This window comes from Flavobacteriales bacterium (assembly GCA_016713875.1).
Lineage (GTDB): Bacteria > Bacteroidota > Bacteroidia > Flavobacteriales_F > PHOS-HE28 > PHOS-HE28.
In genome coordinates, this window is record JADJOI010000003.1 from 3374180 (window position 1) to 3387452 (window position 13273).

Sequence of the window (13273 nt, forward strand, 5' to 3'; positions counted from 1 at the left end):
ATGCGCCCGCTCCGCCTGCTCCTCCTGCTCGTGCTGCCGCTGCTGCCGGCGAGGGCTGCGATGGCTCAAGGAGGGGCGGACGCGCGCATCCGCTCCGGGGATCTGCACTTCGCACAGCTGGCCTATGCGCTCGCCGAGAAGGAGTATCGCGCCGCCGCCGATCTGGGCGCCGTGAACGAACACGTGTCCAAGCGCCTCGCCGAGTGCAACATGAAGCTCGGCAATTCCGAGGAGGCCGAGCGCTGGTACGCCATCGTGGTGAAGTTCCTGAACCGCGAGCCGCGTGACCTGTACGCCTACGCGCAGGCCCTGAAGAGCAACGGCAAGTACGACCAGGCCGAGGAATGGATGGACCGCTACCTGGCCACACGCCCGCCGGAAGGAGGGGCCCAGCGCAGCAACATCACCAGCTTCGCCCGCAAGTTCACCGACCAGCAGGAGCGCTTCACCATCACGCCGCTGACGATCAACACGCCGTACTCGGACATGGCGGCCACCTGGTGCGGTCCCGACCAGGTGATCTTCTCCAGCAGCCGCAACGAAAAGGTCGGCATCCAGCGCCGCGCCGCTTGGAACGACCAGCCCTTCCTGGACCTGTACCGTGCGGCACGGCAGGCCGATGGGACGCTGGGCGCCCCCAGCTTGCTGGAGGGCAAGGTGAACAGCGCCCTGCACGATGGTCCGGCCGTGTGCAGCACCGATGGCAGCACCATGTACTTCACCCGCAACAGCAGCGTGCGGGGCCGGAACGGCATCACCCGCCTGGGGATCTACCGGGCGCGGCGCACGGGCAACGAATGGGGCGGTGTGGATCCCTTCCTGTACAACAACAGCGAGTGCTCCGTGGGCCATCCCGCGCTGAGCCCCGATGGTAGGCGCCTGTACTTCGTGAGCGACATGCCCGGCGGCCTGGGGGGAAGCGACATCTATGTGTGCCGCGACCTGGGCGGGCAGTGGGGCGAACCGGAGAACCTCGGTCCGGTGATCAACACCCCGTACAACGAAGTGACGCCCTTCATCGCGGCCGATGGCACCCTGTACTTCAGCAGCGATGGGCATCCGGGCCTCGGTGGCCTGGACGTGTTCGCCGCACCACCGGCCGACGGCGACCGCTTCACCACGGCCATCAACGTGGGCGCACCGTTGAACGGCACGAAGGACGATCTGGCCTTCATCATCGACGCCACGGGCAGGCATGGCTACTTCAGCAGCAACCGGCCTGGAGGCATGGGCGATGATGACCTCTACGCCTTCGTGATGCACAGTCCATTGGAGCAGCGTTTCCTGTGCACCGGCGTGGTGATCGACGACGAGAGCGGCTCACCGGTGATCGATGTGGCCGTGGAGCTGCAGGACATGAGCGGCGCCGTGCTGGCCAGCACCAGCACCGATGCCCGTGGTGAGTACTCGTTCGGGGTGCAGAAGGACAAGGAGTACCGCGTGGTGGCCCGCATGAAGGGGCGCTACGAGGGCAGCCAGCACCTCAGCACCGAGCAGATCGAGAACCAGCAGATCGTGGCGCGTGACATCCACCTGGTGCCCGACGCCGGCGTATGGCTGCGGGGCGCGGTGCGCTACAAGGACCGGCTGGGCTTCATCCCGGGCATGACCGTGAGCGTGGTGAACCTGAGCAGTTTCTATTCGGAGAGCCAGGTGACCGGCGAGGGCGGCGACTTCAGCTTCCGGCTGCAGGCCAATGAGGAGTTCGAGGTGCTCTTCGAGAAGGCGGGCTACTACAGCCGCAGCGTGTCGGTCTCCTCGATCGGCATCCGCAACAGCGTCATCGACCTTAACGCGGCCTTCGACCTCAGCTTCGAGCCCGTGGAGGTGGGCCGACCGGTACGCCTCAAGTACGTGAAGTGGTCCGATGACAAGAGCCTCGCGCTCGACCCTGTGGCGCGCACCGAGGTGGACCAGCTGGCCGAACGCCTGAAGGTGAACCCCTCCCTCCGGGTGGAGCTGGCCGTGCATGGCGATGCACGCGGCGATGGCGAGGCGCAGATGAAGCTCACCCAGAAGCGCGCGCAGGCCATCGTGGACCAGCTCGTGGCCAAGGGGGTCCCGAAGGACCGCGTCACCGCCAAAGGCTACGGCGGCATGCGCCTGGTGAACCACTGCGTGCCCGGGGTGCAGTGCACCGAGGCCGAGCATGCGGAGAACCGCCGTGTGGAGTACACCGTCACCGAGATCCGTCCCTGACCATGAACGCATCCTTCCGTCACCTCTTCGCCCCGATCTTCCTGTTCGCCACAGTGACCCTGCACGCGCAGGAGGCCGGTGTGGAGTGCGACCCGGCCCGGTTCGCGAAGGTCATCGCCGAGAAGCCCGGCCAGGTGCTGGACGTACGGACGCCCGAGGAGTGGGCCACCGGCGTGATCAGCGGAGCGCGGTTCATCGACTTCAGCGCCGGCGGCTTCAAGGAGGCCGCTGCCGCGCAACTGGACAGGACGAAGCCCGTGTATGTCTACTGCGCGGCGGGCGGTCGGAGCTACCGCGCGAGCAAGCAGCTCAAGGAGCTCGGCTTCACCGAGGTCTACGATCTGGTGGGCGGCATGGGCGCGTGGAAGGAGGCGGGCATGCCCACCGTACCCTACGCCAGGGACGCGAAGCGATAGCCCACGGCGTTCCAACGCTCCAGCGCCTGGGGCAGGATCACGCGCAGCCGGTCTGCCGCCTTCGGCGCATCATGGAACACGATGATGGACCCCGGTCGCGCAAGCCTCAGGGTGCGGTCCAGGCATTCCTCCGCCGTGCGGCGCAGGTCATAGTCGCGCGAGAGCACGTCCCACATCACCACACGAAGGCGACCCTTCAGGGCGGCGAGCTGCGCCGGGGTGAGGCGGCCGTAGGGCGGTCGGAAGAGCGGGCCGCCCACCTCGCGTTGGCCCCGCAGCACGTTGCGCAGGTAGGGCCTCAGCGGGGTCCGCCAGCCGTCGGGATGGTCCCAGGTGTGGCCGCCCACGCCGTGGCCTTCGGCGCGGAGGCGCTCCACCAGGTCGGGTCGTGCCAGGGCACGATCGCCACGGCAGAAGAAGGTGGCGTGCGCGCCCACCGCCGCCAGTTGGTCCAGCACCCATGGGGTCAGCTGCGGGTCGGGGCCGTCGTCGAAGGTGAGGTACAGCACCCGCTCCCGCGGGTCCATGCGCCACAGCACCCCCGGCATCAGCGCGCGCAGCGGCCAGGGCGGGCGGGCGGGCACCACGGCGTCAGAAGCGCATCTTGCTGGTCTTGCGCCCAGCGCTCTCCATCTCCATCAGTTTCTGTTCGTAGGCCTCCTCGGCGGCGTCCATCCGCTGCTGCAGACGGTCGGCCAGCTCCTGCTGCTTATGGATCACCTTGGCGGTGGTGACGATGCGGTCCATCACCGCGTGGGTGATGGCCATCTCGCTGCTCACTTTCTCGGCGAAGCGCGGCTCCAGGCTGGTGTACCAGGCCAGGTTCTCCTCCATGATGGTGAAGAGGCGCTCGGCGAGCGCGTTGGCCTTCTCGCTGCCCCCGGCCTTGTAGAAGGACTCGATCACCGGCAGCATGATGCGGTCGAAGGGCACGTTGCGCTCGGGCATCTTCTCCATGGTGAGGTCCAGCACCTTCAGCGCGTCCTCCTTGCGGCCCTCGTCGGTGAGCGCATCGGCCAGGCTGCTCAGCTGCAGGCGCAGGTTGGTGGTCATGCGCAAGATGTTCTCGTCCAGATAGATGTCCTCCTGGCTGTCCATGTGGCCCCACACGAACTTGTTCATCACGTTGTCGAACATCACATCGGTGCCCACGCGCCCGCTGAGGTTGGGGTTGTCGTTCTTGGTGAAGATGGGCACCAGGCGGTAGGTGAGGCCCTCGAGCTGGAAGTGGTTCTGCAGGCTGAGGTAGCTGTCCGGCCCGGTGGTGACGGCGAAGTAGATGGGGCGGTCCCAGTTGAAGTTGGCCAACAGGTCCAGCACCATCAGTTGGTTCTTCAGCAGCACCTGCTTGCCGATCTGCCAGTCCACGTTGTCCACGATGAGGGCGGTGTCCTTCAGGGCCACCGTGCCGTTGTCCACCACCTTGGCACTGTCCACCGGGATGCGGAACTTGTTGGTGGGGAAGTAGGCGTCCTTGGTGCCGCGCTGGAACAGGGTCTGCATGTTGCGGTCGTTGGCCACGAAGTCCATGGCGGCCTTCACGTCCACGAACACGCCCTTCTGGTTCTGGCTTGGGATCACGGCCACGATGTCGCGGGTGCCCTGGCGGTACTTCTCGGGGGCCAGGCCGAAGGGCACCGGCGCGCTTTCGTAGGCCTGGCGTCGCATCTGGTCGATGTACCAGTCGGTGTTCAGCAAGCTCAGGTTCACGATGCGGATGTCGGTACGGATGCCCTCCACCTCCTGGGCGTACCACAGCGGGAAGGTGTCGTTGTCGCCGTTGGTGAAGAGGATGGCGTTGGGGGCGCAGCTGTTCAGGTAGTCGCTGGCCAGGTCGCGCGCCGGGGTGCGGATCGAGCGGTTGTGATCGTTCCACTCCTCGCCCAGCATGTGCAGGGGCACCAGCAGGCCCAGGGCGGAGGCCAGAAGGGCGGGCACCCGTTCGCCGCGTGTGGCCTTGCCCAGCACATGGAAGAGCGCAAGCGCGGCGCCGCCGGCCACCGCCAGGTAGAAGATGGAGTAGCTCACGGCGTGGTCGTCGCCGCTGAGGGTCTCCACCAGGAACTTCAACAGGCCCAGGCCCAGGCCGCCGCCCACGGCGTAGAGCAGGTCGCGCTGGCTGAGCGCGCGCGCCGCATCGAAGAGGGCGTACACGCCCAGGCCGATCCAGATGGCGAAGGCATAGAAGCTTCCCACGTAGGCGTAGTCGCGCTCACGTGGCTGCAGCGGCGTCTGGTTCAGGTAGATCACGACGGCGATGCCCGTGAAGAAGAACAGCAGCATCACCACCGACCAGTCGCGCAGGTGGCGGAAGAGCTGGTACACCAGGCCGATGACGCCCAGCAGCAGCGGCAGCAGGTACAGCTTGTTGTAGGCCTTGTTCCAGGTGAGGCTGCCGGGCAGGTCCTTCTGGCTGCCGATGCGCTGCTCGTCGATCAGGTCGATGCCGGTGAGCCAGTTGCCGTCCACGATGTTGCCGTGGCCCTGCACGTCGTTCTGGCGGCCGGCGAAGTTCCACATGAAGTAGCGCCAGTACATCCAGTTGAGCTGGTAGTCCACGAAGAAGCGCATGTTCTCCCCGAAGGTGGGCTTGTTGATGATCGTCGGCTTGCCCTCGCGGTCGGTGGTGCGGATGGGCGTGCCCTTGAAGCGGCTCCAGGTCTTGTATTCCTCCACGTGGCCGCGCTGGTTGCTGTACATGCGGGGGAAGAGCATGGTGAAGCGCGGGTCGTACACGGGTTCGGTGCCCTTGCGGGGGTCGGTGATCACGTAGGCGTGGTCGATCTCGTGGCCGGGGTTGGCCTCCAGCCAGTGCTGCGCCGTCCAGCGGTCATAGAACTGCTTCACGGGGCGGCCACCCTTGGTGGCCTGCCAGGTGGCGGTGTACACCGGGGTGCCGTCCTCGCGCTCGTTGCTCAGTTCGCTGTCCCAGAACTGGCCGAGCAGCAGGGGCCGGTCGCCGTACTGTTCGCGGTTCAGGTAGCTCAGCAGGTTGAAGACGTTCTCCGGGTTGTTCTCGTCGATGGGCGGGTTGGCGGTGCTGCGGATCACGATCAGGGCGTAGGTGCTGTAGCCCACGATGATGACGGACACCCCGAGGATGATGGTGTTGACGATGTCGCGACCCTGGCGCTGGCTCCACAGCAGGCCCCACACGATGAGGCCCACCAGCAGCAGGCCGTAGACCAGGTTGCCGGTGTTGAAGGGCAGGCCCATGTCGTTCACGAAGCGCAGCTCGAACCAGCCGGCCGTCCTCACCAGGCCCGGGATGATCACCGCCTGGATGGCGCCCAGGATCAGCGCGCTGATCACCAGGGTCCACAGCACGCCCATCGGGGTCACCTTGTGCTTCTTGAAGTAGTACACGAAGGCGATGGCCGGGATGCACAGCAGGTTCAGCAGGTGCACGCCGATGCTCAGGCCCATCAGGTAGGCGATGAGGATGAGCCAGCGCTTGTTGTGGGGCTGGTCGGCCTCGCTCTCCCACTTGAGGATGGCCCAGAACACGATGGCGGTGAAGAAACTGGACAGGGCGTACACCTCGCCTTCCACGGCGCTGAACCAGAAGCTGTCGCTCCAGGTGTAGGCCAGGCTGCCCACCAGGCCGCTGCCCAGCGCGGCGATCGTGCGGCCGGCGGTGAGGGCCTCGCCATCGCGCGTGGCCAGCTTGTGCGCCATGTGGGTGATGCTCCAGAACAGGAACAGGATGGTGAAGGCGCTGGCCAGGGCGCTGAGGACGTTGATGGCCACCGGCACGTGCTCCGGGCTCACGAAGGCGCTGAAGGCGCGCGCCAGGATCATGAACAGGGGGGCGCCCGGCGGGTGGCCCACCTCCAACTTGTTGGCCGTGGCGATGAACTCCCCGCAATCCCAGAAGCTGGCCGTGGGCTCGATGGTGGCGATGTAGGTGATGGCGGCCACCAGGAACACGAGCCAGCCGGTGATGATGTTGAGGCGCTTGAAGTCCATGCGGGGAAAGGTCCGGGGGATGAGGCCTGCCTACCCGCCACGGGATCAGGGGGTTCCGGCAAGGCGAGGGCGAAAGTACCGAAAGGCGGCGGGAGGGGGGCGTGCGGGGTGACGCGGCGGTGGAGCGGGTGCGTGCCGGGCACCGCTGCTGTGGCCTTGGACCGCCCCCTTGCGGCGGATCCGGTGTCAATGCCTACTTTTGCCGCGCTTTGGCGGGTCGACCCCGCCAAGCCCAGGTGCAGCGATGGCCGATGGTGTAACTGGCAACACGTCTGATTTTGGTTCAGAAGAGTCTAGGTTCGAGCCCTAGTCGGCCAACTGGAAAGCCCCGCGTGAAGCGGGGCTTTTCGTTGGCCGACGGCCATGTGCGCGGCACATGGCAGGGCCGAAAGGCGCTGGGCGAGAAGTTCATCCCGCCGCTTGGAGGCGGGAAGCCCTGGTCGGCCAACTGGAAAGCCCCGCGTGAAGCGGGGCTTTTCGTTGGCCGACGGCCGAAGGCGCAGCGTTCGTTGGCGCACCGGTAGGCGCTGAGCGGGGCTTCGTGTTCCGCTCCCGGCACCCCCTTGCCCACATCATCCCTCCGGTTACCTTCGGTCGCAAACCCCGCTTGCGCATGGAGCTTCTCACCCCCCAGCACCGCCTGGCCTTCAAGGGCAAGGGCGGCGACCTCTTCGCCGTGCTCATCGTCAACTGGCTGCTCACCATGGTCACCCTCGGCCTGTACTACCCATGGGCCAAGGTGCGCCGGCTCAAGTACTACTATGAGCACACCGAGCTGGACGGGCATCCCTTCCACTTCCACGGCACGGGGCGCGAGATGTTCATCGGCTTCATCAAGGCCGTGGGCCTGCTGGTGCTGCTCTACGGTGCCTTCTTCGGCCTGGCCATGCTGCAGGAGGCCTGGGCCAGCGTGCTCGGCTTCCTGGTCCTCTTCGGCGGCCTGCTGCTCCTGCTGCCGCTGATCATCCACGGCACCTACCGCTACCGCATGAGCCGCAGCAGCTGGCGCGGCATCCACTTCGGGTACCGCGGCGACCGCAACGAGCTGTACCGCATCTGCCTGCGCGACGGCCTGCTCACGCTGGTCACCCTGGGCATCTACGGCAGCTGGTTCACCATCAACCTGCGCAACTACGTGATGAGCCATGTGCGCTGGGGCAGCTCGCAGTTCGCCTACAAGGGCGACGGGCTCGACTTCTTCCTGATGAACCTGAAGGGCTACTTCCTCACCTTGTTCACTCTGGGCATCTACGGGTTCTGGTGGCAGAAGGACCTGTTCCACTACTATGTGGACCACCTCAGCTGGACCTTCAGCGATGGCAGGCGCCTGCAGTTCAAGGGCACATCCACAGGCGGGGGCTTCTTCGGCCTCATCATCACCAACGTCCTGCTGGTGATCTTCACCTTCGGCATCGGCTACGCTTGGGCCGAGGTGCGCACCATGCGCTTCATCCTGGCGAACATCGCCATGGTGGGCGACGCCGACCTGAACAACGTGGCGCAGACCGAACAGGAGCACAAGGGCGCGCTGGCCGAGGAGCTGGGCGACCTGATGGACATCGGCATCTTCCTGTGAGCGAAGGGGTGGAGGCCGTCCTGTACGACGGCGTGAGCAGCAAGCCGATCGAGGCGCGGGTGAGCGTGCGCGAGCCCAACGCCCTGGCGGTGGAGCACGGAAGCGAGCGCTTCACCTGGCCGCTGGAGCACACGGGGCTGCAGTGGGAGCGCACGCGGGACACGCTGCGCATCAGCTTCGGGGAGTTCCCCCGGCGGGTGCTCATCGTACGCGACCCGCTCTTCATCCGCAGCTTCGTGCTGCGCATGCGTTACACGGGGCGCCAGGGGGTGTACGACCGCCTGCTGGGGGTGGCGCGCAGCGGGCCGGTGCTCTTCTTCCTGGGCGTGGCGGTGCTGCTGGTGGCCAGCTACGTGTGGCTGCTGCCCTGGGCGGCGGAAGGCGTGGCCATGCTGATGCCACGCTCCGTGGACCAGCAACTGGGTGCCGCCGCCTGGGGCACCATGGCCCCCACGCTCGACGAGGACACCGCGCGCAGCCGCACCCTGCAACGCTTCGGCGATGCCTTACAGCTCAGCCCCGACCATCCGCTCACCTTCCATGTGGTGCGCGATGATCAGGTCAACGCCTTCGCGCTGCCCGGCGGCCACATCGTGGTGTTCACCGGCATCCTGGAGCGCATGGACCTGCCGGAGGAGCTGGCGGCGCTGCTGGCGCACGAGGGCACGCACGTGCAGGAGCGCCACAGCACGCGCATGCTGATGCGGCAGCTGGCCAGCTACGTCTTCCTCAGCCTCATCATCGGCGACGCCAGCGCCATCGCGGCCGTGGTGGCCGAGCATGCGGACAACGTGCGCAACCTGTCGTACTCGCGCGGGCTGGAGACGGACGCCGACCGGCATGGCATGGAGCGCATGCACGCCCGCGGGGTGGACCCCAACGGCATGGTGGGCCTGTTGCAGCTGCTGCAGGAGGAGGCGGTGGATCTGCCGGCGGCCATGGAGTTCCTCAGCAGCCATCCGCTCACCGCTGAACGCGTGGCCGAGGCCGAGCGGCTGGCGGCGCAGATGGGTGATCCGGTCGTTGCGCGCCCTCCGCTGGACGGCTTGTTCGCGGCGTTGACGACGCCCGAGGTCAAGGAGATCCCGGTGGGGACAGCCGCCGAATAGCTCAGCCCTTCACCACGATCCCCAACTCCTTGAGCTGCTCATCGTCGATGCGGCTCGGCGCGTCGATCATCACGTCTCGGCCGGCGTTGTTCTTCGGGAAGGCGATGAACTCGCGGATGTCGGTGCGGTGGCCGAAACCCTGGCATCCAGCGCCTTGGCCGGACGGACAATGACAATGTTGTCAAGTTGTTTGACAATGACGACATTGTTAATATGTTTGCCAACAGGTCCATTGTCATCATGATCCGCTTCAATACCGTCGTAGGGGCCGTAGCTGAGGGCGATAGCTACTTGGGCCGCCCGCGCCTGGTCCGCAAGTTCTGGAAGCATGTGGCCGCCGGCGAGCACTTGCTCATGGCCGCCCCTCGCCGCGTGGGCAAGACCTCGTTCATGCGCGATGTGGAACGGGAGCCAGAGCCCGGCTTCCATCCCGTCTACCTCATCGTGGAATCGGCCAGGGATGAGAAGGACCTCTTCCGCAAGCTGTACGCGAAGGCGATCGAGATGGTCTCCACCAAGGTCGAACTGACCAGAAAGTTGGGCGCCTTATGGAAGCGGCTGAGCGTTGAGGTCACGACTGACGGCCTGAAGCTGACCGCGGCTGACGCCGACAGCTACAACGATCTGCTGATCCTTCTGAAAGGACTGCCCGCGAAGGAGCACTTCGTTTTCCTCGTGGATGAGTTCTCACAGGCTGTGGAGAACATCCGCAAGATCCACGGAGCGGAAGCGGCGGTGGGGCTGCTGCACAAGATGCGTGAACTGCGTCAGGACCCCGATGTGGTGAAGCGCGTGAGCTTCGTGTTCGCCGGATCGGTGGGGCTGGAGCAGATCGTCGGCAAGCTCAACGCCTCGCACGCGATCAACGATGTGCTGGCCTTCGACATGCCGCCGTTCACGCCCAAGGAGGCACATGCCTTGCTCGAGCGGATCCTCGATGGCTCGGGTGCCGACATGCCCATGCCGGTGCGCGAACACCTGCTGGAGAAGCTCGTCTGGCTCATCCCGTTCTTCATCCAGGTGGTGATGAACGAAGTGGAGGAGATCCTCAACGAAGAGGAGGGCACCACAGTGACCAAGAAGCTCGTGGACCACGCGTTCACCAAAGCGCTCGCGAAACGCAACTACTACGACCACTGGCATCAACGCCTCAGCATCCTGTTCGACACGCTCGAGCGCCGGTACGCCAAGGAGGTGCTGAACCTGTGCAGCGCGGGTAAGCCTGTGGCCATGGACAAGGTGCATGACATCGGGACCACCAAACACAAGCTGCCCGATACCTACATGGATATCGTGCGCAGCCTCATCCACGATGGTTATCTGGTGCGCGATGGTGACGCACGAGCGCTCCGGTTCGCATCACCCTTGCTCATGCGCTGGTGGGCACAGACCATCGCCCCATGAACACTGCGCTCGGGATCACCCTCGCTGTTTGCGCAACGGTCATCGTGCTCACGATGCTCCTGCGCCGTTGCGACAACGGTCGCATCCTCGCGCTTTCCCGCTTCTTCCGCGACCTGTTCGCCCCCTTCACCTTCCGCCGCACCGACCGCACGTGATCCAGCGCCTACGCCAGGCTACGGCGTGCAAGCATGGCCTTCGAGCACATCTACCGACCCCAGCACAAGAGCGACACCGAGATCGTCAACGACTTCGTGGTGCGCACCGCCGTGTTCGAGCGCCTCATGGCCGACATCCGCAAGGACGGGCCAGGCAAGCTGAGCCAGCACTACATGGTCCATGGCCTCCGTGGCATGGGCAAGAGCACGCTCTTCGAACGCATCCGTGTGGAGATGATGCAGCCCGAACTCGCACCGCGCTTCATCACCGTGAAGACCGCCGAGGAGAACTGGCCGGTGAACTCGCTGCTCGACTTCTGGATCTGGATCGGCCAGCACATGGCTTCTGTGGACGCCGCGGGCTTCGGTACGTTGGGCGACCTCGGCTCCTTATGGAGCAAGGATGAGCAGCACGCGCAGTGCTTCACCACGATCGAGGCGAAGCTGAAGGGCAGCGGCCGCAAGCTGCTCATGCTCGTGGACAATGTGGGCGACCTCTTCCGCAAGTTCAGCAAGCAGGAGAACCACGCCTTCCGCGAAGCCTTGGTGGCCAGCAAGCACATCAAGCTGGTCGGCGGCACTGCGGTGCGGCTGGATGAATTGGAAACGCACGAGGCGCCCTACTTCGACCTCTTCAAGGAGCACGATCTGTCGGGCCTGAACCAGCAGGAGGTGAACGCCCTGCTGCTCCACTATGCCCGCAAGAACGGCAACACCCAGGTGGAGCAGGTGGTACGGCAGGAGCCGCACCGTGTGGACCACCTGCGCGTGCTCACCGGCGGCGTGCCGCGCACCATCATGCTGCTGCTCGATGTGTTCAACAAGGACGGCGATGCCACCGTGTTCGAGGACCTGCGCCGCACGCTGGACCTGGTGACGCCGTTGTACAAGCACCGCATGGACGAACTGAGCCCGCAGAAGCAGAAGATTGTACACGCCCTGGCCATGCAGTGGGATGGCATGAGCGCCGGTGAAGTGGCCAGCGCCACCCGCCTGGAGAGCAAGGTGGCCAGCGCACAACTGGGGCAGCTGGTGCGCGATGGCTTCGTGCTGCGCGACGAGACCAGCACCAAGAACCACTTCTACCAGCTGGCCGAGCGGTTCTTCAACATCTGGTACCTGATGAACAACGCCCAGCGCAATGGTCCGCAAAAGGTGCGCTGGCTGACGCGCTTCTTCGAGCTTTGGTGTGATGAGCAGGGGCTGCAGGATCGGGCGAGGAAGCACCTGGATTCGATCGGGCGCGAGGGCCTGAACCCTGCCGACCTGCTGCTGATCACCAATGCCCTGCTCGGCAGCGCGCACTTGGACCGGAGCACCAAGGAGCTGGTGTATGAACGCTCCATGCGCAGCTACCCCGATCACTCGGATCAGCTTCTGCACAGCAGCCAATGGCGCGAGCAAGGCGCATCAGCAAGCGGCTGGCGCGATGCGGTATGGGCGGCGATCGAACGCTTCGAGCTGCAGCGTGCCGAGCGGATACTGGATGCGGAAGCCGATATGAACGATCCCTGGGCCATGATCTACCGTGGCGATATCGCCGTACTGCGGGGCGCATTGCCGCAAGCGCGCAAGGCGTTCGAGGATGGCCTGCGGATCCGCACGGCCCTGGCGGAGAAGGATCCGAGCAACGCGCAGGCGCAGCGCGACCTGTCGATCAGTTACGAACGTTTGGGCGACCTGTTGGTGCGTGAGGGCGAATTGCCGCAAGCGCGCAAGGCGTTCGAGGATGGCCTGCGGATCAGCACGGCCCTGGCGGAGAAGGATCCGAGCAACGCGCAGGCGCAGCGCGACCTGTCGATCAGTTACGAACGTTTGGGCGACCTGTTGGTGAGTGAGGGCGCATTGCCGCAAGCGCGCAAGGCGTTCGAGGATGGCCTGCGGATCCGCACGGCCCTGGCGGAGAAGGATCCGAGCAACGCGCAGGCGCAGCGCGACCTGGCTTGGTCGCACTGGCAGATGATCCAGGTTGCGTCAACGGATGAAACCATCGCGCGGGAGCACGACAGGCACTATGCACGGATCGTAGATGGGATGGCCTCGCACGCGGTGGATGCGTGGAAGAACGGGCAACTCACGGAGGCGATGAGCCGCACGATACAACTCGTGCAATTCCCGCTATCCACCACGGGCATCATGGAGGCGCTGCTGTGGGCTTTGGCCCGTGAGCAGTCCCATGGCTTGCGAGAGCTGTTCGAGGTGCGCTTCATGCACTTGAGGAGCGTGTACCGTCCGGTGTACTTCGCCCTGCTGAAGCTCATGCAGGACGAAGACCCCGACAGCCACCGCCGCATGGGCAAGGAGTTGGAGGAACCGGTCAAGGACATCCTGGATCGCGTCAATGAGATGCGCAAGGAATTGGACAAGCCTGCGGTCACCGTGGTCGACAGCACTAAAGCCGCAACACGGCACAAGGCGGCTTCCAAGAAGAAACGCGCGAAGTGA

General features: G+C 65.4%; 9 protein-coding genes and 1 tRNA gene. 8 read left to right on the forward strand and 2 right to left on the reverse strand.

Annotated features, from left to right (window positions below):
- Both IPJ87_15765 and IPJ87_15770 read left to right on the forward strand, forming a co-directional pair.
- On the forward strand, positions 1-2199 hold the full coding sequence (locus IPJ87_15765; GenBank protein MBK7943306.1) for a PD40 domain-containing protein: 2199 nt from the start codon (positions 1-3) through the stop codon (positions 2197-2199).
- Positions 2200-2201: 2 nt separating this feature from the next.
- Positions 2202-2615, forward strand: a complete 414-nt coding sequence (locus IPJ87_15770; protein ID MBK7943307.1) for a rhodanese-like domain-containing protein — start codon at positions 2202-2204, stop codon at positions 2613-2615.
- Here the strand turns inward: IPJ87_15770 and IPJ87_15775 are convergent.
- Together IPJ87_15775 and IPJ87_15780 are read right to left on the reverse strand one after the other, a co-directional pair.
- The gene (locus IPJ87_15775; protein MBK7943308.1) at positions 2591-3199 is read right to left on the reverse strand and encodes a polysaccharide deacetylase family protein; all 609 of its coding nucleotides are present in this window, start codon (positions 3197-3199) and stop codon (positions 2591-2593) included. The genes IPJ87_15770 and IPJ87_15775 overlap by 25 nt on opposite strands.
- Positions 3200-3206: 7 nt before the next feature.
- On the reverse strand, positions 3207-6584 hold the full coding sequence (locus tag IPJ87_15780; protein ID MBK7943309.1) for a DUF2723 domain-containing protein: 3378 nt from the start codon (positions 6582-6584) through the stop codon (positions 3207-3209).
- A gap of 245 nt (positions 6585-6829) precedes the next feature.
- On the opposite strand from IPJ87_15780, the gene IPJ87_15785 reads away from it, so the two are divergent.
- The 6 genes from IPJ87_15785 to IPJ87_15810 all read left to right on the forward strand — a co-directional run bounded on the left by IPJ87_15785 (position 6830) and on the right by IPJ87_15810 (position 13273).
- Positions 6830-6902: transfer RNA gene (locus tag IPJ87_15785), tRNA-Gln, on the forward strand.
- 295 nt (positions 6903-7197) lie between these two features.
- Positions 7198-8160: a DUF898 domain-containing protein gene (locus tag IPJ87_15790; protein ID MBK7943310.1), complete on the forward strand. Its 963-nt coding sequence runs from the start codon at positions 7198-7200 to the stop codon at positions 8158-8160.
- Positions 8161-8168: 8 nt separating this feature from the next.
- The gene (locus IPJ87_15795; GenBank protein MBK7943311.1) at positions 8169-9269 is read left to right on the forward strand and encodes a M48 family metallopeptidase; all 1101 of its coding nucleotides are present in this window, start codon (positions 8169-8171) and stop codon (positions 9267-9269) included.
- 240 nt (positions 9270-9509) lie between these two features.
- Positions 9510-10673, forward strand: a complete 1164-nt coding sequence (locus tag IPJ87_15800; protein ID MBK7943312.1) for a hypothetical protein — start codon at positions 9510-9512, stop codon at positions 10671-10673.
- Complete coding sequence (locus tag IPJ87_15805) at positions 10670-10828, forward strand: hypothetical protein (protein MBK7943313.1); 159 nt, start codon at positions 10670-10672, stop codon at positions 10826-10828. The genes IPJ87_15800 and IPJ87_15805 overlap by 4 nt, the downstream gene beginning before the upstream one ends.
- Positions 10829-10861: 33 nt before the next feature.
- The gene (locus tag IPJ87_15810) at positions 10862-13273 is read left to right on the forward strand and encodes a hypothetical protein (GenBank protein ID MBK7943314.1); all 2412 of its coding nucleotides are present in this window, start codon (positions 10862-10864) and stop codon (positions 13271-13273) included.

What these genes read in the sequence shown, in the direction of transcription:
- IPJ87_15790 (MBK7943310.1), top strand. Translation starts at nt 7,198, where the DNA reads ATGGAGCTTCTCACCCCCCAGCACCGCCTGGCCTTCAAGGGCAAGGGC.
- IPJ87_15770 (MBK7943307.1), top strand. Translation starts at nt 2,202, where the DNA reads ATGAACGCATCCTTCCGTCACCTCTTCGCCCCGATCTTCCTGTTCGCC.
- IPJ87_15810 (MBK7943314.1), top strand. Translation starts at nt 10,862, where the DNA reads ATGGCCTTCGAGCACATCTACCGACCCCAGCACAAGAGCGACACCGAG.
- IPJ87_15780 (MBK7943309.1), bottom strand. Translation starts at nt 6,584, where the DNA reads ATGGACTTCAAGCGCCTCAACATCATCACCGGCTGGCTCGTGTTCCTG.
- IPJ87_15805 (MBK7943313.1), top strand. Translation starts at nt 10,670, where the DNA reads ATGAACACTGCGCTCGGGATCACCCTCGCTGTTTGCGCAACGGTCATC.
- IPJ87_15800 (MBK7943312.1), top strand. Translation starts at nt 9,510, where the DNA reads ATGATCCGCTTCAATACCGTCGTAGGGGCCGTAGCTGAGGGCGATAGC.
- IPJ87_15765 (MBK7943306.1), top strand. Translation starts at nt 1, where the DNA reads ATGCGCCCGCTCCGCCTGCTCCTCCTGCTCGTGCTGCCGCTGCTGCCG.